This window comes from Polynucleobacter sp. HIN8 (assembly GCF_030297615.1).
Lineage (GTDB): Bacteria > Pseudomonadota > Gammaproteobacteria > Burkholderiales > Burkholderiaceae > Polynucleobacter.
Map to the genome: position 1 here is coordinate 1,660,561 of NZ_AP028139.1, position 23,319 is coordinate 1,683,879.

24 protein-coding genes are annotated in these 23,319 nt (G+C 48.0%); 14 read left to right on the forward strand and 10 right to left on the reverse strand.

From position 1 onward, the window contains the following. Positions 1-2 precede the first annotated feature (2 nt). Genes lspA through dut form a run of 3 tightly spaced genes read left to right on the forward strand, consistent with a single transcriptional unit; the run spans position 3 to position 2,195 of the window. A complete protein-coding gene (gene lspA / locus QUE65_RS08665; RefSeq protein ID WP_286280693.1) occupies positions 3-500 on the forward strand; it encodes a signal peptidase II in 498 nt (165 codons plus the stop codon). 25 nt (positions 501-525) lie between these two features. Continuing rightward, positions 526-1,731: a bifunctional phosphopantothenoylcysteine decarboxylase/phosphopantothenate--cysteine ligase CoaBC gene (gene coaBC / locus QUE65_RS08670; RefSeq protein ID WP_286280695.1), complete on the forward strand. Its 1,206-nt coding sequence runs from the start codon at positions 526-528 to the stop codon at positions 1,729-1,731. Positions 1,732-1,745: 14 nt separating this feature from the next. Beyond that, on the forward strand, positions 1,746-2,195 hold the full coding sequence (gene dut / locus QUE65_RS08675) for a dUTP diphosphatase (protein WP_286280697.1): 450 nt from the start codon (positions 1,746-1,748) through the stop codon (positions 2,193-2,195). A 20-nt stretch (positions 2,196-2,215) separates the two neighbouring features. Here the strand turns inward: dut and clpA are convergent, their stop codons facing one another. Then, complete coding sequence (clpA, locus tag QUE65_RS08680; RefSeq protein WP_286280698.1) at positions 2,216-4,525, reverse strand: ATP-dependent Clp protease ATP-binding subunit ClpA; 2,310 nt, start codon at positions 4,523-4,525, stop codon at positions 2,216-2,218. Further along, positions 4,522-4,869: an ATP-dependent Clp protease adapter ClpS gene (clpS, locus tag QUE65_RS08685; protein ID WP_371817053.1), complete on the reverse strand. Its 348-nt coding sequence runs from the start codon at positions 4,867-4,869 to the stop codon at positions 4,522-4,524. Before clpS ends, clpA begins: the two co-directional genes overlap by 4 nt. 307 nt (positions 4,870-5,176) lie before the next feature. Here clpS and QUE65_RS08690 point away from each other — a divergent pair, with 307 nt between their 5' ends. Next, entirely contained in the window at positions 5,177-5,380 is a 204-nt protein-coding gene (locus QUE65_RS08690; protein ID WP_108508961.1) for a cold-shock protein, read from the forward strand. Between the two features lie 68 nt (positions 5,381-5,448). Here the strand turns inward: QUE65_RS08690 and icd are convergent, their stop codons facing one another. After that, entirely contained in the window at positions 5,449-6,699 is a 1,251-nt protein-coding gene (gene icd, locus QUE65_RS08695; RefSeq protein WP_286280699.1) for an NADP-dependent isocitrate dehydrogenase, read from the reverse strand. 91 nt (positions 6,700-6,790) lie between these two features. Between icd and QUE65_RS08700 the strand changes: the two genes are divergently transcribed. Continuing rightward, complete coding sequence (locus QUE65_RS08700; RefSeq protein WP_286280700.1) at positions 6,791-7,234, forward strand: DUF192 domain-containing protein; 444 nt, start codon at positions 6,791-6,793, stop codon at positions 7,232-7,234. Positions 7,235-7,237: 3 nt separating this feature from the next. On the opposite strand, the gene ppnP is transcribed toward QUE65_RS08700, so the two are convergent. The 4 genes from ppnP to rpsT all read right to left on the reverse strand — a co-directional run bounded on the left by ppnP (position 7,238) and on the right by rpsT (position 10,213). Then, the gene (ppnP, locus tag QUE65_RS08705) at positions 7,238-7,543 is read right to left on the reverse strand and encodes a pyrimidine/purine nucleoside phosphorylase (RefSeq protein WP_286280701.1); all 306 of its coding nucleotides are present in this window, start codon (positions 7,541-7,543) and stop codon (positions 7,238-7,240) included. Positions 7,544-7,567: 24 nt separating this feature from the next. Beyond that, complete coding sequence (locus tag QUE65_RS08710; protein ID WP_215369941.1) at positions 7,568-8,797, reverse strand: argininosuccinate synthase; 1,230 nt, start codon at positions 8,795-8,797, stop codon at positions 7,568-7,570. Between the two features lie 53 nt (positions 8,798-8,850). Continuing rightward, positions 8,851-9,786 carry an ornithine carbamoyltransferase gene (gene argF / locus QUE65_RS08715; protein ID WP_286282503.1) on the reverse strand — a complete coding sequence of 312 codons (936 nt, stop codon included), beginning with the start codon at positions 9,784-9,786 and terminating at the stop codon, positions 8,851-8,853. Positions 9,787-9,949: 163 nt separating this feature from the next. After that, the gene (gene rpsT, locus QUE65_RS08720; protein ID WP_108508965.1) at positions 9,950-10,213 is read right to left on the reverse strand and encodes a 30S ribosomal protein S20; all 264 of its coding nucleotides are present in this window, start codon (positions 10,211-10,213) and stop codon (positions 9,950-9,952) included. A gap of 170 nt (positions 10,214-10,383) precedes the next feature. On the opposite strand from rpsT, the gene murJ reads away from it, so the two are divergent. Genes murJ through miaA form a run of 3 tightly spaced genes read left to right on the forward strand, consistent with a single transcriptional unit; the run spans position 10,384 to position 13,774 of the window. Beyond that, the gene (gene murJ, locus QUE65_RS08725; RefSeq protein ID WP_286280702.1) at positions 10,384-11,940 is read left to right on the forward strand and encodes a murein biosynthesis integral membrane protein MurJ; all 1,557 of its coding nucleotides are present in this window, start codon (positions 10,384-10,386) and stop codon (positions 11,938-11,940) included. Positions 11,941-11,945: 5 nt separating this feature from the next. Further along, positions 11,946-12,788 carry a SirB1 family protein gene (locus tag QUE65_RS08730; RefSeq protein WP_286280704.1) on the forward strand — a complete coding sequence of 281 codons (843 nt, stop codon included), beginning with the start codon at positions 11,946-11,948 and terminating at the stop codon, positions 12,786-12,788. Positions 12,789-12,802: 14 nt separating this feature from the next. Then, the gene (gene miaA / locus QUE65_RS08735; protein WP_286280705.1) at positions 12,803-13,774 is read left to right on the forward strand and encodes a tRNA (adenosine(37)-N6)-dimethylallyltransferase MiaA; all 972 of its coding nucleotides are present in this window, start codon (positions 12,803-12,805) and stop codon (positions 13,772-13,774) included. Here miaA and purM read toward each other — a convergent pair. Beyond that, on the reverse strand, positions 13,767-14,813 hold the full coding sequence (purM, locus tag QUE65_RS08740; RefSeq protein WP_286280707.1) for a phosphoribosylformylglycinamidine cyclo-ligase: 1,047 nt from the start codon (positions 14,811-14,813) through the stop codon (positions 13,767-13,769). The two genes, miaA and purM, sit on opposite strands and share 8 nt — an antisense overlap. 83 nt (positions 14,814-14,896) lie before the next feature. Here purM and QUE65_RS08745 point away from each other — a divergent pair, with 83 nt between their 5' ends. The 6 genes from QUE65_RS08745 to panB are packed head-to-tail and all read left to right on the forward strand — an operon-like array spanning position 14,897 to position 20,157. After that, positions 14,897-15,886 carry an AI-2E family transporter gene (locus QUE65_RS08745; protein ID WP_286280709.1) on the forward strand — a complete coding sequence of 330 codons (990 nt, stop codon included), beginning with the start codon at positions 14,897-14,899 and terminating at the stop codon, positions 15,884-15,886. Then, positions 15,886-16,647 (forward strand): DnaA regulatory inactivator Hda, encoded by a 762-nt coding sequence (hda, locus tag QUE65_RS08750; RefSeq protein WP_286280711.1) that lies wholly within the window; start codon positions 15,886-15,888, stop codon positions 16,645-16,647. Before QUE65_RS08745 ends, hda begins: the two co-directional genes overlap by 1 nt. Next, positions 16,644-17,324, forward strand: a complete 681-nt coding sequence (locus tag QUE65_RS08755; RefSeq protein WP_286280713.1) for a histidinol-phosphatase — start codon at positions 16,644-16,646, stop codon at positions 17,322-17,324. The genes hda and QUE65_RS08755 overlap by 4 nt, the downstream gene beginning before the upstream one ends. A gap of 20 nt (positions 17,325-17,344) precedes the next feature. Further along, positions 17,345-18,772 (forward strand): polynucleotide adenylyltransferase PcnB, encoded by a 1,428-nt coding sequence (gene pcnB / locus QUE65_RS08760; protein ID WP_286280714.1) that lies wholly within the window; start codon positions 17,345-17,347, stop codon positions 18,770-18,772. A 43-nt stretch (positions 18,773-18,815) separates the two neighbouring features. Continuing rightward, the gene (gene folK / locus QUE65_RS08765; RefSeq protein WP_215369957.1) at positions 18,816-19,325 is read left to right on the forward strand and encodes a 2-amino-4-hydroxy-6-hydroxymethyldihydropteridine diphosphokinase; all 510 of its coding nucleotides are present in this window, start codon (positions 18,816-18,818) and stop codon (positions 19,323-19,325) included. 16 nt (positions 19,326-19,341) lie between these two features. Continuing rightward, positions 19,342-20,157: a 3-methyl-2-oxobutanoate hydroxymethyltransferase gene (panB, locus tag QUE65_RS08770; protein WP_286280715.1), complete on the forward strand. Its 816-nt coding sequence runs from the start codon at positions 19,342-19,344 to the stop codon at positions 20,155-20,157. On the opposite strand, the gene dnaJ is transcribed toward panB, so the two are convergent. Together dnaJ and dnaK are read right to left on the reverse strand one after the other, a co-directional pair. Then, complete coding sequence (dnaJ, locus tag QUE65_RS08775; RefSeq protein WP_286282504.1) at positions 20,154-21,272, reverse strand: molecular chaperone DnaJ; 1,119 nt, start codon at positions 21,270-21,272, stop codon at positions 20,154-20,156. The two genes, panB and dnaJ, sit on opposite strands and share 4 nt — an antisense overlap. 80 nt (positions 21,273-21,352) lie before the next feature. Then, a complete protein-coding gene (gene dnaK, locus QUE65_RS08780) occupies positions 21,353-23,281 on the reverse strand; it encodes a molecular chaperone DnaK (protein WP_286280717.1) in 1,929 nt (642 codons plus the stop codon). Between the last annotated feature and the right edge of the window lie 38 nt (positions 23,282-23,319).

The following is a 23,319-nucleotide window of genomic DNA, read 5'->3' on the forward strand; positions in this document are numbered from 1 at the left end:
ATATGAACCAGACTTCATCCCAAGCAAGCTCAAGCAAATGGTATGTACTGCTAGCCCTTGGGGTATTAATTGCTGATCAAATGACTAAGTGGTGGGCTCAAATGAGTCTACCGATGGCTCAGCCAATTAAGGTCACTGATTTCCTGAACTGGTTCTTAATTTATAACCCGGGCGCTGCCTTCTCTTTCTTATCTCAAGCAGGTGGTTGGCAACGGTGGTTTTTCACTGTGATTGGAATTGTTGCCGCCATCGTGATTATTTGGCTCTTGCAAAAAAATACGCATGACCGTCCTTTTTGTCTTGCCCTTTCTCTGATTCTCGGGGGTGCAATTGGGAATGTAATAGATCGCTTGCTATATGGCGCTGTAGTTGACTTTATTGATGTGCACTATGACGGATGGCACTGGCCAGCCTTCAACGTCGCTGATAGTGCGATCTCAATTGGTGCTACATTAATTGTTATCAATGAAATACGACGGGCCATTAAAGACCGCCCCTAGAGTCAAATCGATTTGGAACCCGCGCATGACCTCGTTAGCAAATAAAAAAATTGTCTTAGGAATCTCTGGCGGCATTGCTGCGTATAAATCAGCCGAATTAGTCCGCGCCCTGATTCAAGAAGGTGCCGAGGTTCAGGTTGTGATGTCTGAATCTGCTATGCAATTCATTACACCAGTCACGATGCAAGCACTCAGCGGCAAGCCAGTCTATAGCAGTCAATGGGATGCACGCATTACCAACAATATGGCGCATATTGAACTCTCGCGAGGAGCCGATGCAATTTTGATTGCTCCAGCGAGTGCCGATCTCATGGCAAAACTGTCGCTGGGTCTAGCTGATGATCTACTAACGACGATGTGCCTAGCGCGCGATTGCCCTCTTTTGATTGCCCCAGCCATGAACCTGCAAATGTGGGGACACCCCGCAACCCAGAGAAGTCTCAAGCGACTTGAAGACGATGGCGTTATTGTCCTTGGCCCCGGAAGTGGCGACCAGGCCTGCGGTGAAGTGGGTATGGGTCGGATGCTGGAGCCCTCTGACTTGTGTGAGCAGCTGGTTGCTTTTTTTCAGCCACAAGTTTTAGGTGGAAAACGGGTATTGATTACAGCCGGTCCGACATTTGAAGCCATCGACCCAGTCCGCGGTATTACGAATCGAAGTTCCGGAAAAATGGGATTTGCGATTGCCCAAGCGGCTGTTGAAGCGGGTGCAGAAGTTCACCTGATCGCCGGGCCTTGTGATTTGCCCACTCCTTTGCAGAGCACTGGAAGAATTAAGCGGACTAATGTGATCACGGGCGAAGAGATGCATCGCGCCACGCTCGCCTCTGCAAATTGCGATGTATTTTTTGCGGTCGCTGCCGTTGCCGATTGGACGATTGCCAATCGCGCTTCACAGAAGATTAAGCGCCAAGAGCAGTCTGGGCTGCATTTAGAGTTTCGTTCGAACCCCGATATCTTGCTCGATATGGCTAAATTAGCCAAGCGTACATCAAGGCCTTACTGTGTTGGCTTTGCTGCTGAAACCGATCGGTTGGGTAAACACTCGAAAGAGAAACGAATTCGCAAGGGCATTCCCATGATTGTGGGAAATATTGGCCCAGCCACCTTTGGTCTCGATACGAATGAAATCCTCGTGGTGGACGAGAAGGGTAATCAAAACCTAGGACGTGCCAGCAAGTTAGAACTTGCCAGAAAACTCATTGCCATCGTTAGCTCTCGCTTACCTTAATAGGAATATCAATCGTGCAAGTTCTTCAAGTCAAAATTCTCGATGAGCGGATGCGCTCTCAATTGCCAAACTATGGCACCCCGGGGAGTGCTGGATTGGATTTGCGTGCTTGCATTGATAAAGCCATCGAGCTCGCACCAGGTCAAACCGAATTGGTTCCAACGGGTCTTGCCATTTACATTGAAGATCCCCGTTACGCTGCAATGATCCTGCCGCGCTCAGGACTTGGTCATAAACATGGGATTGTGTTAGGCAACTTAGTCGGATTAATTGATTCAGATTACCAAGGTCAATTGATGGTGAGCGCTTGGAACCGAGGTTCTGCCGCATTTCGGTTGGAGCCGATGGAACGGTTAGCGCAGCTCGTGATCGTACCGGTTCTCCAAGTCGAACTCAAAGTAGTTTCTGAATTTGAGAGTAGTACTCGGGGTACGGGTGGCTTTGGGAGCACTGGGCGCGGATAAATCCGCGCCCAGCGATTTCTTTAGATTTCTTCGACTGGCTCAATACTCGCCTTGCTTGATTTACTCGGTGGCTGGTTCGAGGATTGAATATCAAGCTTTACCTTACCATCGTCATCAATATCGACCACAACGGATCCGCCGTGGGCTAGGCGTCCAAAGAGCAATTCATCAGCCAAGGCTTTGCGAACTGTATCTTGAATAATTCGCTGCATGGGTCGTGCTCCCATCAAGGGATCAAAACCATGCTTGGCCAAGTAGGAACGTAAGGCAGGGCTAAAGACTGCGTCCACTTTTTTCTCGTGCAATTGCTCTTCGAGCTGCATGAGGAACTTATCCACCACGCGCATAATGATGGACTCATCCAAGGCCTTAAACGACACAATCGCATCTAAGCGGTTTCTGAACTCGGGGGTGAAGAACTTCTTGATGTCTGCCATTTCATCACCCTGCTCACGCGCATTGGTAAAGCCCATGGTCGACTTTTGCATTGCTTCCGCACCCGCATTGGTGGTCATGATGATGATGACATTACGAAAATCCGTCTTGCGTCCGTTGTTGTCCGTTAAGGTGCCGTGATCCATCACTTGCAAAAGGATATTGAAAATATCCGGATGCGCCTTCTCAATTTCGTCGAGCAATAAAACGCAATGCGGTTTCTTCGAAACGGCTTCAGTCAAAAGTCCGCCTTGATCAAAGCCAACATAGCCAGGAGGCGCTCCGATCAAACGGCTTACTGCATGACGCTCCATGTACTCTGACATATCAAAGCGGAGCAGCTCAATGCCCATAATGAAGGCTAACTGCTTGGCAACCTCAGTCTTACCGACTCCAGTGGGTCCCGAAAACAGGAAGGAACCAATGGGTCGATCAACCTTGCCCAAGCCAGCCCGCGTCATTTTGATGGCGCTCGCAAGAGCTTCAATCGCAGGATCTTGTCCAAAGACGACGCTCTTAATATCGCGATCCAAGGTTTGTAATTTACTGCGGTCATCGACCGATACCGATTGCGGTGGGATGCGCGCAATCTTCGCCACAATTTCTTCGATCTCTTGGCGACTAATGGTTTTCTTCTGCTTTGATTTAGGCAAGATCCGTTGGGCAGCACCAGCCTCATCAATGACATCGATGGCTTTATCGGGCAAATGACGATCATTAATGTAGCGAGATGACAATTCAGCGGCGGCCACAAGAGCGGCAGCGGCGTACTTGACGCCATGATGCTCTTCAAAGCGTGACTTCAAGCCACGCAGAATTTGCACGGTTTGATCGACGGTCGGCTCTACTACGTCGACTTTTTGGAAACGCCGCGATAGGGCTGCATCCTTCTCAAAGATGCCACGATACTCAGTGAAGGTGGTTGCGCCAATGCATTTAAGCGTTCCACTCGATAGCGCTGGCTTTAAAAGGTTACTCGCATCTAAGGTGCCACCGGAAGCAGCTCCGGCACCAATTAAGGTATGAATCTCATCAATAAATAGGATGCCATGTGGATTGTCTTTTAGCGACTTCAGCACGCTTTTGAGTCGTTGCTCAAAATCACCACGGTATTTTGTTCCTGCCAGCAATGCGCCCATATCAAGCGAGTAAACCGTGGCATTCGCCAAAATCTCGGGAACTTCTCCTTTCGTGATTCTCCAGGCCAGGCCCTCGGCAATTGCGGTCTTGCCGACGCCAGCCTCACCAACCAAGAGGGGATTATTTTTACGCCTGCGGCATAACACTTGAATGACCCGCTCCACTTCACCTTCACGACCAATTAATGGGTCGATCTTGCCCTGACGCGCCATAGCATTCAGGTTTTGGGTAAATTGATCAAGCGGACTTTCCTTACCGCTGCTTGCAGCCTCCTCTGTATCAGGACTCGTTTCAGCTGCTTTTGCAGGTTCGGTATTGTCTTTACGAACGCCGTGACTAATGAAGTTCACCACGTCTAAGCGAGTTACCCCTTGCTGCTGCAAGAAATACACCGCATGCGAATCTTTTTCACCAAAGATAGCCACCAACACATTAGCGCCAGTCACCTCTTTTTTGCCATTCGAGGTCGACTGCACATGCATGATGGCGCGCTGGATCACCCTCTGGAATCCAAGCGTTGGTTGGGTATCGACCTCTTCGGTTCCGGGAACCACCGGCGTATTGTCATTAATAAAATTTTTCAGCTGGGAGCGCAACTCAGCGATATTGACCGCACAGGCCTTCAGAACCTCGACCGAGGTGGCGTTATCCAATAAAGCGGATAGCAAGTGCTCAACCGTAATGAACTCGTGGCGCGCCGCGCGAGCGTCCACAAAAGCCATATGCAAACTTACTTCCAGTTCTTGAGCAATCATGCTTCCTCCATAGTGCACTGCAATGGGTGACCCGCTTCACGGGAACGTTCTATGACTTGATGGACCTTAGTCGAGGCCACATCGCGGGTATAGATGCCGCACACACCTTTTCCTGCGAGATGCACTTGCAACATGATGCGTGTTGCTGTTTCTTGATCTTTATTAAAGTATTCCTGAATCACCATCACCACAAATTCCATCGGCGTGTAGTCGTCGTTTAACAACATCACTTTATACATGGCCGGCACCTTGACCTTTTCGGCCTGCCGTTCCAATAAAACCGTGTCTTCCTTAAAGGGGGTGACTGGGTTTCCTCCGGGGGGTGTTTTGGAATTACGACTCATGAGAAACATTCTAACCACACCGCAAAACTCTGCAATAAATCCTCGCAAATCAGGTTTTCATCTGACGAAAACCGTTCAAAATCAAGGCATATTTGTCATATTGGGGTGTTTTTACGAAAAAAAAGGGTTTTTCCTAGTGATATCGAGTCATATTTCCTTGACACCCCCTCAAAAAGGGCAAACAATCAATCCTGTGGTGTTTTTCTCGTTTGAGATTTACCTGCATTAGGCGTGTTGCGGAGTAAGACTGATCAAAAGGTATTTCCCCTCTTCACGGTTGTCTTTAGATTTTTGTAATGGAGTTCGCATGGCGACCGGAGTTGTTAAGTGGTTTAATGATGCAAAAGGTTTCGGTTTTATTAAACCGGATGATGGAGAAGAAGAGTTGTTTGCACACTTCAGTGCAATCACGATGAGCGGCTTTAAAACCCTCAAAGAAGGTCAAAAAGTAACGTTTGATATTACTCAAGGCCCAAAAGGTAAACAGGCAACGAATATTCAAGCTGCCTGATCACTAGCTGATCCCAAGTAAAAACCCCAGGGTCAAACCTGGGGTTTTTCTTTTGGAGTGCTTCGTAATTACATATGATCAATCATGACCTGACCAAAACCCGAGCACGATACCTGGGTGGAGCCTGGGAGTAGGCGCGCGAAGTCATAGGTCACCTTCTTTGAAAGAATCGCTTTTTCCATCGAAGAAATAATCAGATCAGCCGCTTCAGTCCAGCCTAAATGACGCAACATCATCTCGGCAGACAAGATCTCGGAGCCGGGGTTGACGTAATCCTTGCCGGCATATTTTGGAGCTGTACCATGGGTTGCTTCAAACATAGCAATACTGTCGGACATGTTGGCACCCGGGGCAATTCCAATCCCACCAACCTGAGCAGCGAGTGCGTCCGAAATATAGTCTCCATTGAGATTTAAGGTCGCAATCACACTGTACTCATTGGGGCGCAACAAGATCTGCTGCAAAAATGCATCGGCGATGACATCTTTCACGATGATGTCCTTGCCGGTTTTGGGGTTCTTAAACTTACACCATGGGCCACCATCAACCAGTTGCGCTCCAAATTCTTTCATTGCGAGCTCATAGCCCCAATCACGGAAACCGCCCTCGGTAAATTTCATGATATTGCCCTTGTGAACCAAGGTTACCGATGGTTTGTCATTATCAATGGCATATTGAAAAGCCTTACGAACCAAACGCTGAGTGCCCTCACGTGATACAGGCTTAATACCAATACTTGAGGATTCAGGGAAACGAATCTTTTTTACCCCCATTTCTTTAATCAAGAAATCCACCATCTTTTTGGCACCATCTGTTCCGGCTTCCCACTCAATACCTGCATAAATATCTTCGGAGTTCTCACGAAAGATCACCATATCCGTCTTCTCGGGCTCACGCACGGGAGAGGGAACTCCCTTGAAATACCGCACTGGACGCAAGCAAACGTATAAATCGAGCGATTGACGTAAGGCAACGTTCAAGGATCGAATACCGCCACCAACCGGGGTGGTCAACGGGCCTTTAATGGATACAACATACTCTTTAACCGCATCAAGGGTCTCATCGGGCATCCAAACATCTGGGCCATAAACCTTGGTTGATTTCTCACCCGCATAGACCTCCATCCAGGCGATCTTGCGCTTACCGCCATAAGCCTTCTCAACTGCAGCATCAACCACCTTAATCATCACCGGGGTGATATCCATCCCAGTCCCGTCCCCCTCGATAAACGGAATAATGGGGTTATTGGGAACATTGATTGAAAAATCAGGGTTGACCGTAATTTTTTCACCAGCTGGGACTTTGATATGTTTGTACATGATGCTTTTCTCCGTTTAACGAATATGGTATTTTCGCATGAGGCATAACCGCCTATTCCTAAAAATGCACTATTTTAATTCCCCAAGCCTAATGATCTACAAATACTTGACTATTCTGGCGGCTTCTTTTTTATTCATCCTCACAGAAAATGCCGCCGCTCAAGGCCCCTCCCTGCCGATCATTGAACTCAAGGCTGGAATGTACCGGATCGAGGCCGAACTCGCCGATACGCCTGCAGCCCGACAAACTGGCTTGATGTACCGAACGTTTATGCCGACAAATACTGGGATGCTCTTCGTTTTTCCAGAAAAAGCCATTCATTGTTTTTGGATGCGCAATACAAAATTACCACTGACCATCGCTTTTATCGATGATGATGGCAAGATTGTGAATCTCTCTGATATGGAGCCAGAAACCCAAAATAATCACTGTCCTCGAGGGCCGGTCCGATTTGCTCTAGAAATGAATCAGAAATGGTTTGCACAACGAGCCCTTGGGCCCGGCACGGTGATTACAGGTTTACCAAAACGCTAGTAACTAGCCAAAGTGGCAAACGTAATGCACTGGTTGCTCCGCTCGAATCACAAAATATCCACCGGCCTCAACAATCCATGATTGACCAGTAGTAAAAGCTTTTTCAGCCTGCCCGTTGATGCTGACATGCGCTGTGCCCTCAACGACTTCCATGATCTCTTTGGTACTTAAGTCAAAGCGCAAGGTGCTGGGCAAAATCACCCCGACTGATTTACGGACCCCATCCGGTAATGTAACGGTATGGGATACACACTTGCCATCAAAATATATATTTGCTTTTTTACTAACAGAAACGCCATCAAACTGCATACCAATTCTTTCGTAATTTAAGGATTATTTTGCGCGTTTGCGTTTTGCAATTTCAGCAATTCGCATCCGCAATGCATTGAGTTTAATAAAGCCACCAGCATCAGCTTGGTTATATGCTCCACCATCATCATCAAAGGTTGCAATATTTTGATCAAATAAAGTATTGGCTGAATCGCGAGCCAACACAGAAACTGAACCTTTGTACAACTTGAGACGCACAATCCCGCTCACCGCTTTTTGAGTATGGTCAATTAAGGTCTGTAAGGCCAAACGCTCCGGCGACCACCAATAGCCGTTATAAATCAAAGCTGCATAGCGGGGCATCAAGTCATCTTTGAGATGAGCGACTTCACGGTCTAAGGTAATGCTTTCAATCGCACGATGCGCTTTAAGCAAAATGGTTCCGCCAGGGGTTTCGTAACAACCCCGACTCTTCATCCCAACAAAGCGATTCTCGACCAGATCCAGTCTGCCAATGCCGTGCGCACCACCCAAACGATTTAACTCGGCCAGCAACTCGTGTGGTTTTAGAGACTTTCCATTGATCGCGACTGGATCACCTTGCTTAAATTCGATTTCAATCACCTGCGCTTGATCAGGGGCTTTCTCAGGGGAAACGGTCCAGCGCCACATCGCTTCCTCAGCTTCTGCGTTTGGATTCTCAAGATGCCTACCCTCAAAGCTAATGTGCAATAGATTGGCATCCATCGAATAAGGCGCGCCCCCTTGCTTGTGCTTCATTTCCACAGGGATACCGTGTTTTTCAGCGTAGGCCAGTAATTTTTCTCGAGACAGTAAATCCCACTCACGCCATGGAGCAATCACTTTAATTCCAGGCTCAAGGGCGTAGTAACCAAGCTCAAAACGCACCTGGTCGTTACCTTTGCCAGTAGCGCCATGAGACACCGCATCTGCCCCTACCTGACGTGCAATCTCAATCTGGCGTTTTGCGATTAAAGGGCGGGCGATCGATGTGCCTAGCAAATATTCACCCTCGTAAATTGTGTTTGCCCGAAACATTGGAAATACAAAGTCGCGCACAAACTCCTCACGAAGATCATCAATAAAGATGTGCTCAGGCTTAATTCCAAACTGCAGCGCTTTGGCTCGCGCGGGCTCAAGCTCCTCGCCTTGACCCAAGTCGGCTGTAAAGGTGACGATCTCACAGCCATAGGTATCTTGAAGCCACTTTAGAATCACGCTGGTATCGAGGCCACCAGAATAGGCCAGTACTGCTTTTTTAATCTCAGACATAGTGTTTACGATCTCAATAGGTTAAGCAATCACTGCAATAGCGGAATCTAATTTTATAAGCGCCCACAGAGCAAGAATTCCATCAGAGCTTTTTGAACATGCAAGCGGTTTTCGGCCTCTTCCCAAACCACACTCTGCGGACCATCAATCACGCCGGCACTAACCTCTTCGCCACGGTGCGCAGGCAAGCAGTGCATGAAGAGTGCATCAGGATGGGCTAAGGCCATCAATTGCTCGTTGACCATCCAGTGCTTAAATGCTGCCATTCGGGTTGCATTCTCAGCCTCAAATCCCATGCTGGTCCAAACGTCAGTGCTCACTAAATCAGCACCCTTACACGCATCCTTTGGATCAGCACACACCACAAGATGATTAAAGGCAGAGGGTTGCAAGCGAGAGCGATCAAGCTGATACCCATCCGGGGCAGAGAAGCGAACCTCGAAATCCAGTTTTTCAGCTGCCTGAATCCAAGTGTATGCCATATTATTTGCGTCACCAACCCAGGCGACGGTTTTCCCTTGAATGGGCCCACGTGCCTCAACGAACGTAAAAATATCCGCCAATACTTGGCAAGGGTGGTATTGATTCGTTAAGCCATTGATGACAGGAACGCGCGAATTGGCAGCAAACCGCTCAATCGTCTCCTGCTCAAAGGTCCGAATCATAATGATGTCAGTCATCCGCGAAATGACTTGTGCAGCATCCTCGATCGGCTCACCCCGACCCAACTGGGTATCGCGAGTATTCATGTAAACCGCATGCCCACCCAACTGATGAACGCCTGCTTCAAAGGAGAGGCGGGTACGAGTTGAGTGCTTTTCGAAGATCATCGCCAAAGTACGATCATGCAGTGGATGCCAGGTCTCGTATCGCTTAAAACGCTCCTTTAACCATGCGGCGCGTCCAAATAAATACTCATACTCATCGCGACTAAAGTCAGAAAATTGCAAGTAATGCCTGAGCTGATCAGGAGATTGTGGCTTAGCCAGAGATTGGCCATTACCCAACTCTGCGAACTGAGTGCTTGTTGATGCGATCGAAGTGTTATGCGGCTTGTTTTGCAAAAGAACGCTCCACTAAACAAAAACCCGCTCAACATGCGAGCGGGTCAGAAAATCGGTACTTCCTTAGGCCCGCAACAGGCCTAAAAAATTAGGCCATTGCTTTAATCGCAGCAGATAGTCGTGACTTCTGGCGCGCAGCGGTATTTTTATGAGCAATCTTTTTATCGGTAATCTTGTCGATTGTTGATTGCGCAGCAACAAATACTTTCTTAGCAGCATCTTTATCGCCGGCTTCAATTGCCTTACGAACTGCCTTGATCGAGGTGCGAAGTTTGGAACGCAAACTAGCATTGTGAGCATTTAGCTTCACAGATTGACGAGCGCGCTTGCGAGCTTGTGCGGTATTAGCCATTCAATTAACCTATCTAAACAAATAATCAGAATGAAATCAGGCCCTTAAGGAAACTGGGCTTGGGTACATTCGCGTTACAAGAGACCAAATAACTGATCTCGAAAACCTGACATTCTACCTTAAAGACCCCAAAATGCCCACCCCTCCCCCAAATAAGGGAAAATCAGGCCATGAATCTCCTTTCTGCCGCAGCCAAGGTAAGCTCCCTGACCATGGTTTCCCGCATTACGGGATTGGTTCGGGAAACCTTAATTGCTAGGAGTTTTGGCGCCTCGGAGTGGACCGATGCCTTTAATGTAGCCTTCAGGCTTCCCAATCTACTGCGGAGACTCTTTGCAGAAGGGGCCTTCTCCCAGGCATTTGTGCCAATCCTGGGGGAAATCTCAAATCGCGGGGAAAAGGATCAAACTAGAGCGTTAGTCGATGCCATTGCGACTATCCTGTTTTGGACGCTCAGTCTTACGGTCATTATTGGGGTCCTCGCTGCACCGATCCTAGTTTTTATTATTGCCGCAGGCCTGAAGGATGGCGCCGCGTTTGAGACCACCGTGTTTATGACGCGTGTGATGTTTCCATACATTGGTCTGATTTCGATGGTTTCCTTATCCGCTGGCATCCTCAATACCTTTGGACGTTTTGCGGTACCCGCCTTCACCCCCGTACTCCTTAATCTTTCCTTAATTGGCGGTGCCCTCTTTATTGCGCCAGTCCTTGAGCAACCGATTTATGCCTTAAGTATTGGGGTCATGATTGGAGGCATCTTGCAACTGGCGATTCAAATTCCAGCCTTGATGCGACTGGGATTATTGCCTCGAATTGGCTTGCTACCTGGAAAGATTAAATCTGCCTGGCAAAACCCAGATGCGCGCCGCGTTCTCAAACTGATGGTGCCCGCGGTATTCGCAGTTTCCGTTGCGCAGATCTCATTAATTATTAATACCAATATTGCCTCGCATTTACAAACGGGAAGTGTCTCCTGGCTCTCCTATGCAGATCGCCTGATGGAGTTTCCAACTGCTCTACTCGGGGTTGCACTCGGAACCGTGCTGCTCCCAAGCCTTAGCAAAGCAAATGCTGCCCAAGATACCGCGCAAGCTGGCGAATTATTAATTTGGGGATTACGCTTAACCTTCTTGTTAGCAGCTCCCTGTGCAATTGCACTGTTCGCGTTTGGTACCCCGATCTCCGCTGCCTTGTATCACTATGGGCAATTTAACGCCATGGATGTGGAAATGACCCGGCAAGCACTGGCTGCGTATGGAGTGGGCCTCATCGGCCTCATTATGGTTAAGATCTTGGCCCCAGGCTTTTACTCGCGTCAGGATATTCGTACGCCCGTCAAAATCGCTTTATTGGTTCTACTGTTCACGCAGCTCGCCAATATTGGGCTTGTACCCCTATTTGCCCATGCTGGCCTCGCCCTATCGGTTGGCCTTGGCGCGTGTTTAAACGCAGCCTTATTGTGGCTTGGTCTTCGTCGACGTGGCGCTCTTCCAAGTGCGGTCGGCTGGTTTAAATATTTTGGCCAACTGCTTGTTGGTTTATTGCCACTCAGTATTGTGCTTTTTTATGGTGCACAGGCACACGATTGGCTCGCTTTGCAAGCGAGCCCCTTGATCCGCATTGGTCTTCTGGGTCTGTGGTTAACTGCTGCAGCCGTGATTTACTTTGCTAGCCTATGGCTGATTGGTTTGCGCTGGCAAAATTTTCTGCGTCATGCAAAATAAGAAATATGCCAACTCAACAACTTGACTACTTTGCCACCTTGGTTGCTGAGGATGAGCATTTTCCGTTGACGGAGGCATGCATCGCAGTTGCGCAGCATGCATTTCCAGATCTCGATGTTCAACATATCCTCGATGAGATTGATCAACTAGGCGATCGTCTTAAAAAACGAATTTCTGCAGACGCCTCTGCAGTACAGCGACTCCAACAGCTCAAGCATTTCTTTTACACCGAGCTCGGATTTGGTCCCAATCCTAATGACTTTTATGCGCCCGAGAACTCCTATTTGCATCATGTTTTACAAAGTCGTCGAGGCATTCCAATTTCCTTGGCAATCTTAATGATGGAGCTTGGCAATCAAATTGGATTAAAAATCGGTGGGGTATCGTTTCCCAATCACTTCATGCTGCGGGTTTCGTTGCCGCAAGGCGAGATCATTATGGATCCGCTCACTGGTGCTTCCCTGTCGAAGCACGAACTTCAAGAGATGCTCGATCCGTATTTAGAGGCGCGGGGATATGTTGGTGAACTGCAACTCCCACTCAATGTATTTTTACGGGTCTCTAGCTGCCGCGAGATCATCTCCCGTTTTTTGCGTAACCTCAAACTCATCTATACCGAACATGAGCGTTGGGAGCGCTTGTTAGGCGTTCAACAGCGGCTCGTAATCCTCTTACCTGATGCCATGGAGGAAATTCGGGATCGCGGCTTAATTTATGCACAATTGGAATATTTACGCCCTGCCATTGACGATATGCAGCAATACCTCACAGAAGTTCCCGATGCCTCGGATGCTGATGAGATTCGGGAGCATATTGCTACGCTTGAACATCAAGTACGTCAACATTAATTTCAGTACAGCGGATGCAGGCTAAGGTTTTATCTATTGTCGGCCCTACCGGGGTTGGTAAAAGTCATTTAGCACTTGATTTAGCCAGACAATGCCGCCTGCAAGGCCAGAATGTTGAAATCATCAGTATGGACTCCGCCCTGGTGTATCGCGGAATGGATATTGGCACTGCAAAGCCCACCACTGCAGAACAAGCCGAGGTAATTCATCACCTCATTGATATACGCGATCCAAGCGAAAGCTACTCTGCAGCACATTTTGCTAACGATGCAAAACAATTAATTGAAAAGATCCAGGCGCGGGGAAATATTCCGCTGATTGTAGGTGGAACCATGCTGTATTGGCGCGCGTGGGTTTATGGATTTTCAAAACTCCCACCCGCAGATCCAGAAACACGCAAGCGCATCGATGCCGAAGCTCTCTTGCTGGGTTGGCCCGGTATGCATGCAAAGTTAGCTCAGATTGATCCAATCACTGCATATCGACTTCAGCCTAACGACAGTCAACGAATCCAAAGGGCGCTTGAAGTCTATGCTCTAACTGGTCAACCTCTATCCCAGTTGTTTGAAGAATCCCCAAGCGCCACGGGACGTGATTCTGAACTCTCGGAGCACGCCGTTGAAGTAATTTCGCTGGAACCGAGTAACCGCGTATCTCTTCATGCGCGCCTTGAAAACCGTTTTGATCAAATGCTTGAAAATAATTTCATGGACGAGGTGCGAACTTTATTTGAGCGCGGCGATTTGCATACCAATCTACCGGCCATTCGCTCAGTGGGCTATCGGCAGGTGTGGGAATACTTGGAGGGTAAGGTGGACTACCCGACGATGAAACAAAAAGCGTACGCTGCCACACGACAGCTTAGTAAACGTCAGGTGACTTGGCTAAGAGCGATGCAGCGGCATGCATTTGACCCGTTTAGCCCAGCAGAACTTCAAGACGCAAAGACAATGGCGATGGGTATTCTTAACGCATCCTTTAAATAAGAATGGTTTGCGGCGCTCCGTGTGGACGCTGGGTGATATCTCCTAACAACCAAGCATTTAAACCCTGTTGTTCGATGCTTGCTATTACGGCTTTTGCCTCTTGCTGATCAACCACAACAACCATCCCAATGCCGCAATTGAAAACGCGTACCATTTCCGCATCAGCAACTCCGCCTTTCATTTGCAACCAGCGAAAGAGCGGTGGCATGGTCCATGAATCGCGTCGTAGTACCGCCTGGGTGTTCTCCGGTAATACGCGCGGAATGTTATCAACCAAGCCGCCGCCAGTAATATGTGCAAGCCCTTTTAAGGGATGGCGCGCCATGACATTTAAAAGTTGCTTCACGTAGATTTGGGTGGGCGCCATAACCCACTCTTGCAAGGTTTTGCCCTCGATGTTCTCACTGGGTTTTGCGCCAGCTCGCTCAATGATCTTGCGAATTAAGGAATAGCCATTTGAATGCGCACCACTTGACGCAATTCCAATGATCGCATCACCTGGACGGATACTGGAGCCATCAATAATTTTGGATTTCTCAACCACGCCAACCGCAAAACCTGCCAAATCGTATTCACCCGGTGGGTACATTCCTGGCATCTCAGCAGTTTCACCCCCGATTAAGGCACAGCCCGCCAACTCACAACCCTTAGCAATTCCTGCAATCACGGTAGTGGCCGTTTCAACCGATAGCTTCCCGCATGCGAAGTAATCAAGAAAAAAAAGGGATTCAGCGCCTTGGACCAAAATGTCATTAACGCTCATCGCCACCAAATCTTGGCCAATCGTCTCATGGGCATCCCACTCAAAGGCGAGCTTTAGCTTGGTGCCAACACCGTCCGTACCCGATACTAAAATAGGCTCTTGATAACGCTTGGGGACTTCAAATAACGCCCCAAACCCTCCAATTCCAGCCAAAACACCATCGCGCATGGTCTTTTTTGCCAATGGTTTAATACGGTCAACCAGGGCATCGCCAGCATCAATATCAACACCCGCGTCGCGGTAAGACAAGCCTGGGCTTTTTGATGGATTATTCATAGATGGGTCTTCAAAAAGGGGTAAATCCTGCGGATCAGTCATTTACATCGTTAGAATCTCTGAATTCTAGAGTATGAAGGCCTATGGCTGAAATTTTTACCCCTTTTCTATTCGCATTTATTTTGGCTTACATTCTGAGGCCGGTAGTGCTGCGCCTCCAAATTCTAGGAATGGGCAAAACCTTTGCCAGTGCCATTGGCATACTTTTCGGGCTTGGCGTTTTTCTCATCATTCTGCTTTTGCTGATTAATCTGCTGCGCTATGAAATCCCCCTCATTAAGGCCCAGCTCCCGATATGGTTTCAAAGTCTCCAAACCTGGCTAGGACCCAAATTACTGAGCCTCAATATTGAAATCGATTGGCTTGCTTTACGGGAAGCGATTACTCAAAAATTGACCGCTCATTTCTCCGCAAATGCAAACCAAATATTGGCCTCAAGTTTTGAGACCATCTTGGCTTCCGGCAGCTCCGTACTGGGCGGCCTAGTCAATATTGTCTTTATTCTTTTTGTCCTTTTTTATCTACTGATTGATTGGAAGCACTTTTTTGAATTGCTCAAGCGGTTAATTCCAGTTCGGTATCAAGCCACCGCAGAAAGACTCGCACATGAAACTGACCTGTTGCTATCGCAATACCTACGAGGGCAAATGCTGGTAATTTTGATCATGGCGGTTTTCTATAGCGCTGGATTGAGTTTGACTGGCATGCATGGAGCGCTTGGCCTTGGGGTATTTACCGCTCTAGTCATCGTGATTCCCTATATTGGGATTGCACTTGGCTTGGTCTTGGCGGTCATATCGGTCATTTTGCAATTTGGATTTGGGTCAGAACTCGTGATTGTGTTGATTGTTTTTGGAATCGGCCAAGTGCTCGAGGGATTTTTTCTAACACCCCGGTTAGTGGGTGAGCGAATTGGACTCCACCCTGTAGCTGTCTTATTTGCTTTATTAATCTTCGCTAAATTATTTGGATTTTTTGGCGTATTGCTTGCCTTACCAGCAAGTGCAGTTGTATTGGTATTGATTCGGTTTGCTTGGACACAGTACGCTCACAGTGATTGGTATCAAAAGTAATGGCCTCACCAGCGCTACCCCGCCAATTTGCCCTTGATATTAATCAAGTCCCCAAGCCCTCATTCCATAATTTTTTACCCAATGGTAATGAAGCGCTAATTGATGCGCTTCATCATTCCATTGCCGTCTGGAGTTCTCCGCCAAACACCCCCTCCCACTCCATTGAGGGTCGCTGGTTTTACTGGTGGGGAAGCGATGGTTCTGGATGCTCGCATCTCTTAAGCGCCATTGCAAATCAAGCCGAGCAACACCAAATTGGGACGATTAGGCTATTTCCGAGTCAACCAAGTGGCTGGGTTGATGCTGAATCCAAACTCGCTGCTACCGAGGGCTCTCAATCGTTAGTTTTGACCATTGATGATGTGGATCGCCTTGATGAACACCAACAAGCCAGTCTTTTTCGCATATTAAATATAGTGCACGCTAGTCCACACTCGTTTGTTTACTTGTCTGGGCACGCGCCACCTAAGCAATTAGCTTTGCGAGAGGATCTACGAACACGTATCGGCTGGGGGTTGATTTTTGAAGTTCACCCACTGTCTGATTCTGAGAAGATGGAGGCTTTATCGCGAGCCGCGAAAGAGCGAGGGTTGGTCTTATCAAATGAGGTTTTGCCTTGGTTAATCCATCATTTCTATCGCGATATGCCAAGTTTGATGGCACTCCTTGATGCGCTCGACGCCTACTCCTTGGAGACCAAACGTGCGATTACCTTGCCTTTGGTTCGTGAGCTATTGCAAATTTCCGGACACACGCCATGACTCGCTTAGCCCTATTTGATTTAGATCACACCCTACTACCGTTTGACAGCGATTATGAATGGGGACAATTTTTAGTGCGCCTAGGAGTAGTCGATGGGGAGCAATATGCCAAAGCCAATGATCAGTTTTACGCTGATTACAAAATTGGTAAGCTTGATATTGATGCATTTTTACGTTTCGCTTTAAAGCCTTTAGCAGACCATCCGCGTACGCAATTGGATCGCTGGCATCAGGCATTTATGCAAGAGAAAATTGATGGGCGCCTTCATCCACAAGCTGTGAATCTTGTACAACGCCATCTTAATGCCGGTGATTTGTGTTGTGTCGTAACCGCAACCAATAGTTTTGTGACGCGCCCCATTGTGAATGCTTTTGGGATTGAACATCTTGTTGCTACTGAGCCTGCAACTGAGAATAATCAGCCAGGTACGAACTTCACGGGTAGCATTGCAGGAATTCCAAGCTTTAAAGAAGGAAAAATTACTCGGGTTAATGATTGGCTGCATCAACTAGGCTTTAGCCTAGAGTCGATGGAGTGCAGTTATTTTTACTCGGATTCGATGAATGATTTACCTCTATTGGAAAAGGTCACAAACCCAGTTGCTACCAATCCAGATGTGCGACTACGCGCTGAAGCAGAACGACGCAATTGGCCAATTTTGGAACTATTTCATTAAATTGATTCTGACGCTTTCTCATGATCACTAAATTCCTCGATCGATTATTGCGTCGAGGCCCTCGCCCAAAATCAGATCAATCTGGCGCTACCCTAGTAGCTCATAAGGTTTCTAAGAAATCCCACCAAATTAATCCTGCCCTGCTTTCAAAAAATGCAGTCAAGGTTACTCACACCCTACAGCAAGCTGGCTATAAGGCCTATATTGTGGGCGGGGCGGTTCGTGATCTTGTTTTAGGGATCGCCCCTAAAGATTTTGATGTGGCGACTAATGCCACTCCTGAGCAAGTACAAAAATTGTTCAGGCGCTCACGTCTGATTGGTCGGCGCTTTCAAATTGTGCACGTCACTTATTTTGGTAAGGACCGCCCTGAAATTATCGAGGTCTCCACCTTTCGAGCGGTTTTAGAAAGTGTTGGCGAGCATATTGCCGAGAGCGGTCGCATTCTACGTGACAACGTTTGGGGCACGCATGCAGAAGACGCTGCCCGTCGTGACTTTACGATCAATGCAATGTATTACGATCCTAGCTCCGAAACGGTACTCGATTATCACGGTGGTATGGGCGACATCCGTTCTAAAACGATTCGTATGATTGGCAACCCAACCAAGCGATACCGCGAAGACCCAGTTCGGATGTTACGAGCTATTCGCTTTGCTGCAAAGACGGGCTTCCAGATTGAACCCAAGACCCTTGCGCCCATTCATGAACTTGGCCAATTAATCCATGATGTTCCAAGCGCGCGCTTATTTGATGAGATCTTGAAGTTACTGATGTCTGGTCATGCCTGGGCTGGAATTCAAGCCTTGCGTCATGCAAATCTGCATCACGGCCTTTTACCATTTATGGCTCGTGCCCTTGAAGATCCGCAAGCGGCTCAATTTATAGAAGAGGCGCTGCGCAATACCGATGAACGGATTCAGGTGGGTAAGTCGGTTTCCCCAGGTTTTCTATTTGCCGCCCTACTTTGGCCTGATCTGGAAAAGCAATGGCAAAGCCTCCGAAAAACGGGGATGCCAGCTTTAGCAGCACTCCACGCTGCAATCGATGCGGTAGTTGCTCCTTCGCATACTGGAATTTCCATTCAACGTCGCCATGAAGGTGATATGCGAGATATTTGGACGATGCAGCCCCGTTTTGAAAAACGCGTGGGGCGCTATCCCGATCGACTTGTGGAAGTCCCTCGCTTTCGGGCTGGCTATGACTTTATGCTTTTACGCAGCCAAACCGGATACTGCAAACCTAGTCTTGGGCAATGGTGGACTGACTTTTATCATGCGGATTTACCCCAACGTGAAGCACTGCTGGCAACTGCCAAGCTAGAGGATATAGACTCCGGCCAAACCCCAGGCAACCCAAATAGAAAAAGGCGCCGCAGGCCAAAAAAGACCAAACCAGGCCCTGAAATTCAACCCGATTCCGGGCTAAATGGCGCCAAGCAAAATTAACTGATTTTCAGTAAAGTAAGCGCATATTGATTGCGGGAAACACATGGCGCAGGCCTTTATTGGATTTGGTGGCAACATTGGCGATGCTCGACAGAGCATCACTGATGCGATCGTCTGCCTTGCACAACACATTGAAATTCAGATCGTCAATAAGAGTTGCTTTTATCAAAGCGCGCCCGTAAACGCGGTTGGTGGTGACTATATCAATGCGGTTGTGGAAATTGATACCGAACTCAATCCCTATGGACTGTTGTATGTCTGCCAATCGATTGAGCATCAGTTTGGTCGCGAACGTCCTTATGCAAATGCTCCTCGAACCCTTGACCTCGATATTTTGTTCTATGAAGGCATCGAGCAAAATCATTCTGAGCTCACCATTCCCCATCCGCGCATTGCTGAACGATCATTTGTGATCCTTCCATTACTTGAAATCTGCCCCGATTTCTTCTTACCCAATTACGGCCCCTTAAAGAATCTTTTGCCGAATATCGCGCATCAGCGTATTACCCGAATCACTTGCAAACACTGCGATTGCGAGCAACAACTGCATTAGGCTTAAAATTGGCTTTATGAGTTATTTACAAGGCGATAAGCCAATTACGATCACGAAGTTATTGGCTATGCATGCGGATGGCGAGAAGATTGCAGTATTAACTGCATACGACTCAACCATGAGTGCACTTCTCAATCGCTGCGGAGTTGAGGTCATTTTGATTGGTGACTCACTGGGTAATGTGATTCAAGGTCATAGCAGTACCACTCCAGTCACCGTAGAAGAAATGGCTTATCACACGGAATGCGTTGCCCGCGCCAATCACCATGCATTTTTAGTGGCCGACCTACCCTTTGCGAGTTACGGAGATCCGGTACAAGCATTAGAATCGGCTGCTGAGCTCATGCGCGCTGGGGCCGACATGGTAAAGCTTGAAGGCGGTAGTTGGCAGATCGATATTATTCGGTTTTTGGTAGAACGTAGCGTCCCAGTTTGTGCTCACTTGGGACTTTTGCCTCAATCCGTTCACTTGCTGGGCGGCTACAAAGTCCAGGGTAAATCAAAAGATGCCGCTACTCAGATGCTTGATCAAGCGCATGACTGCCAAGCCGCTGGGGCACAAATGCTGGTATTGGAAGCAATACCGTCAGTCCTTGGAGAAAAAATTACCCAATCACTCCACATTCCGACGATTGGGATTGGGGCAGGGCCCAACTGTTCCGGACAAGTTTTGGTTCTGCAGGATTTACTTGGAATTAGCCCCGGTAAACCCCCAAAATTTGTTAAGGACTTTATGGCCGGCAACAGCTCCATTGAGGCAGCCATTAAAACTTATGTTCGCGAAGTCAAGTCCGGAAAGTTTCCTGGACCCGAACACTGCTTTGCCTCTTAATTAAAAAAACTTTTTACACGATCAAACCAACCCTCTTGTTGGGGGCTGTGTTTTTTACCACCACTTCGAAGCGACTCATCAAATTGAGAAAGTAATGATTTTTGCTCTTCCGATAACTTTACCGGGGTCTCAAGTAAAACATGAACGTACAAATCGCCCATTAGTGCAGAGCGTAATTGTTTGATTCCTTTGCTTCGCAACCGAAAGGTTTTACCGGTTTGAGTTCCCTCAGGAATCGTTAACTCAACCCGACCCCCGAGTGTTGGAACTTCAATATCACCACCCAAAGTGGCGGTCGCAAATGAAATCGGCATTTGAATATGCAAATCGCTTCCATCGCGCTCAAATACTGGATGCTCTTTGACATGTACTTCGACATAAAGGTCGCCCGAAGGGCCGCCGTTAATACCGGGCTCGCCATTGCCGACTGAGCGCACGCGCATACCATCATCAATACCGGCTGGGATCTTAATTTCAAGGGTCTTTTGCTCTTTCAGCTTGCCACTCCCTTGGCAGGTCTTGCAAGGCTTCGGTATGTATTGACCAGTGCCACGACACTTCGGACACGTTTGTTGCATTGAGAAAAACCCCTGAGCAATCCGAACTTGGCCACGGCCATCGCAAGTTGGGCATTCCTCAATCTTTGACCCGGGCTCCGCACCAGAACCACTACAGGTTTTGCAATTACTCCAGCTGGGCACTCTTATTTGGGTGGTGTAACCCTCAGCAGCCTGCTCGAGGGTAATTTCCATGTTGTAGCGCAGGTCGGCACCTTTATAAACCTGGGGTCCAGCACTTCTTCCCTGACCAAAGATGTCACCAAAAATGTCACCAAAGGCGTCTGCAAAGCCACCAGCAGCGCCTCCAAACCCGCCCATGCTAGGGTCAACTCCGGCATGGCCGAACTGATCGTAGGCGTTGCGCTTTTGTGGGTCCGCCAGAGTCTCATAGGCTTCTTTAGCCTCCTTGAACTTTGCTTCTGCTGATGGATTATCCAGGTTGCGGTCCGGATGGTATTTCATGGCCAATTTGCGATAAGCCTTTTTAAGGTCTTCATCGCTGGCATTTTTACCAACACCGAGTACTTCATAAAAATCGCGTTTACCAGTAGCCACAACCCATTCCTTTTTCTTTGCCAAAAAGGCGAAGTCGGCACAAGGCCGACTCACCGATTTGCATCATTCTTTCTTACGTATTACTTCTTATCATTTACTTCCTTAAAGTCAGCATCAACCACTTCCGCATCGTTATTAGCCTTTTTTTCAGCGGCTGGATTTGCATTACCAGGATTAGCCTTCGCTTGCTCCGCAGCATACGCCTTCTCACCAAGCTTCTGACTGGCCTTTGCTAACACCTCAGTCTTTGCCTCAATCGCGGCCTTATCACTTCCTTTAATGGCCTCCTCGAGCTCTTTCAATGCCGATTCAATTGCACTCTTCTCGGACGCATCAAGACTCGCGCCATGCTCATCGAGCGCCTTCTTGGTAGAGTGCGCTAAGGCATCCGCTGCATTTCGGACGGTGACCAGTTCAAGTAATTTACGATCTTCCTCAGCATTGGCTTCGGCATCCTTCACCATCCGCTGAATTTCATCTTCAGAAAGACCTGAGTTTGCCTTGATCGTAATCTTGTTCTCTTTGCCAGACGCTTTATCTTTAGCAGTGACATGCAAGATTCCGTTGGCATCGATATCGAAGGTCACCTCAATTTGTGGCAAACCACGGGGTGATGGCGGAATTCCTTCCAAATTAAACTCACCAAGCAATTTATTGGCGCTGGCCATTTCGCGTTCGCCCTGGAAGCATTTAATAGTGACCGCTGGCTGATTATCTTCAGCTGTTGAAAATACTTGAGCGTGTTTCGTCGGAATCGTTGTGTTTTTAGGAATCATCTTGGTCATCACACCACCCAAGGTTTCAATACCCAGAGATAAGGGGGTCACATCAAGCAATAAGACATCCTTACGATCACCGGCTAATACAGATCCCTGAATCGCAGCGCCAACAGCAACTGCCTCGTCGGGATTTACATCTTTACGTGGTTCCTTACCAAAAATAGCTTTGACCTGCTCTTGTACTTTTGGCATGCGAGTTTGACCACCTACCAAGATGACATCATCAATATCGGACGCTGATACACCAGCATCTTTCATCGCAACCTGGCATGGGCCCATGGTACGGGTAATCAACTCTTCAACCAATGACTCTAATTTAGAGCGGGTTAGTTTCAAGTTCAAATGCTTGGGACCACTTGCATCCGCTGTTACATAAGGCAAGTTGATTTCTGTTTGTTGGGAAGAAGATAACTCGATCTTGGCTTTCTCAGCAGCATCTTTTAACCGTTGTAAAGCCAAGACATCTTTACTCAAATCAACGCCTTGCTCTTTCTTGAACTCGGCAATGATCCAGTCAATGATGCGTTGGTCAAAGTCTTCGCCGCCCAAGAAGGTATCGCCATTCGTGGACAACACTTCAAACTGTTTTTCTCCATCCACGTTCGCGATTTCAATGATCGAAACGTCGAAAGTACCACCACCTAGGTCATAGACAGCAATCTTGCGATCGGTCTTATCTTGCTTATCCAGTCCGAATGCTAATGCAGCGGCAGTTGGCTCATTGATAATCCGCTTTACTTCCAGACCAGCAATTCGGCCGGCGTCTTTCGTGGCTTGACGCTGACTGTCATTAAAGTAAGCGGGCACCGTGATTACAGCCTCGGTAACCTCTTCGCCCAGATAATCTTCGGCAGTCTTTTTCATTTTGCGCAAGACTTCAGCCGATACCTGCTGAGGGGCGATTTTCTTATCGCGTACCGATACCCAGGCATCACCGTTATCTGCAGCAATAATGCTATAGGGCATCAAACTAATATCTTTTTGAACTTCCGCATCAGTAAACTTACGACCAATTAAGCGCTTAACGGCATAGATCGTATTTTTAGGATTAGTAACGGATTGCCGCTTAGCAGGTGCGCCAACCAATACTTCCCCGTCTTCCATATACGCAATGATGGAAGGGGTCGTTCTAGCGCCCTCTGCGTTTTCAATGACCTTCGGGGCGTTGTTCTCAATCACAGCGACGCAGGAGTTTGTGGTTCCTAAGTCAATTCCAATAATCTTTCCCATAATGGCTCCAAATGATGGTGAGGGGTTGTTTCGAATAG

What these genes read in the sequence shown, in the direction of transcription:
- clpA (WP_286280698.1), bottom strand. Translation starts at nt 4,525, where the DNA reads ATGATTGCTCAAGAACTGGAAGTAAGTTTGCATATGGCTTTTGTGGAC.
- panB (WP_286280715.1), top strand. Translation starts at nt 19,342, where the DNA reads ATGAGTTATTTACAAGGCGATAAGCCAATTACGATCACGAAGTTATTG.
- QUE65_RS08690 (WP_108508961.1), top strand. Translation starts at nt 5,177, where the DNA reads ATGGCGACCGGAGTTGTTAAGTGGTTTAATGATGCAAAAGGTTTCGGT.
- pcnB (WP_286280714.1), top strand. Translation starts at nt 17,345, where the DNA reads ATGATCACTAAATTCCTCGATCGATTATTGCGTCGAGGCCCTCGCCCA.
- folK (WP_215369957.1), top strand. Translation starts at nt 18,816, where the DNA reads ATGGCGCAGGCCTTTATTGGATTTGGTGGCAACATTGGCGATGCTCGA.
- murJ (WP_286280702.1), top strand. Translation starts at nt 10,384, where the DNA reads ATGAATCTCCTTTCTGCCGCAGCCAAGGTAAGCTCCCTGACCATGGTT.
- clpS (WP_371817053.1), bottom strand. Translation starts at nt 4,869, where the DNA reads ATGAGTCGTAATTCCAAAACACCCCCCGGAGGAAACCCAGTCACCCCC.
- miaA (WP_286280705.1), top strand. Translation starts at nt 12,803, where the DNA reads ATGCAGGCTAAGGTTTTATCTATTGTCGGCCCTACCGGGGTTGGTAAA.
- QUE65_RS08700 (WP_286280700.1), top strand. Translation starts at nt 6,791, where the DNA reads ATGATCTACAAATACTTGACTATTCTGGCGGCTTCTTTTTTATTCATC.
- rpsT (WP_108508965.1), bottom strand. Translation starts at nt 10,213, where the DNA reads ATGGCTAATACCGCACAAGCTCGCAAGCGCGCTCGTCAATCTGTGAAG.
- lspA (WP_286280693.1), top strand. Translation starts at nt 3, where the DNA reads ATGAACCAGACTTCATCCCAAGCAAGCTCAAGCAAATGGTATGTACTG.
- QUE65_RS08730 (WP_286280704.1), top strand. Translation starts at nt 11,946, where the DNA reads ATGCCAACTCAACAACTTGACTACTTTGCCACCTTGGTTGCTGAGGAT.
- icd (WP_286280699.1), bottom strand. Translation starts at nt 6,699, where the DNA reads ATGTACAAACATATCAAAGTCCCAGCTGGTGAAAAAATTACGGTCAAC.
- coaBC (WP_286280695.1), top strand. Translation starts at nt 526, where the DNA reads ATGACCTCGTTAGCAAATAAAAAAATTGTCTTAGGAATCTCTGGCGGC.
- hda (WP_286280711.1), top strand. Translation starts at nt 15,886, where the DNA reads ATGGCCTCACCAGCGCTACCCCGCCAATTTGCCCTTGATATTAATCAA.
- dnaK (WP_286280717.1), bottom strand. Translation starts at nt 23,281, where the DNA reads ATGGGAAAGATTATTGGAATTGACTTAGGAACCACAAACTCCTGCGTC.
- QUE65_RS08745 (WP_286280709.1), top strand. Translation starts at nt 14,897, where the DNA reads ATGGCTGAAATTTTTACCCCTTTTCTATTCGCATTTATTTTGGCTTAC.
- QUE65_RS08710 (WP_215369941.1), bottom strand. Translation starts at nt 8,797, where the DNA reads ATGTCTGAGATTAAAAAAGCAGTACTGGCCTATTCTGGTGGCCTCGAT.
- purM (WP_286280707.1), bottom strand. Translation starts at nt 14,813, where the DNA reads ATGAATAATCCATCAAAAAGCCCAGGCTTGTCTTACCGCGACGCGGGT.
- QUE65_RS08755 (WP_286280713.1), top strand. Translation starts at nt 16,644, where the DNA reads ATGACTCGCTTAGCCCTATTTGATTTAGATCACACCCTACTACCGTTT.
- ppnP (WP_286280701.1), bottom strand. Translation starts at nt 7,543, where the DNA reads ATGCAGTTTGATGGCGTTTCTGTTAGTAAAAAAGCAAATATATATTTT.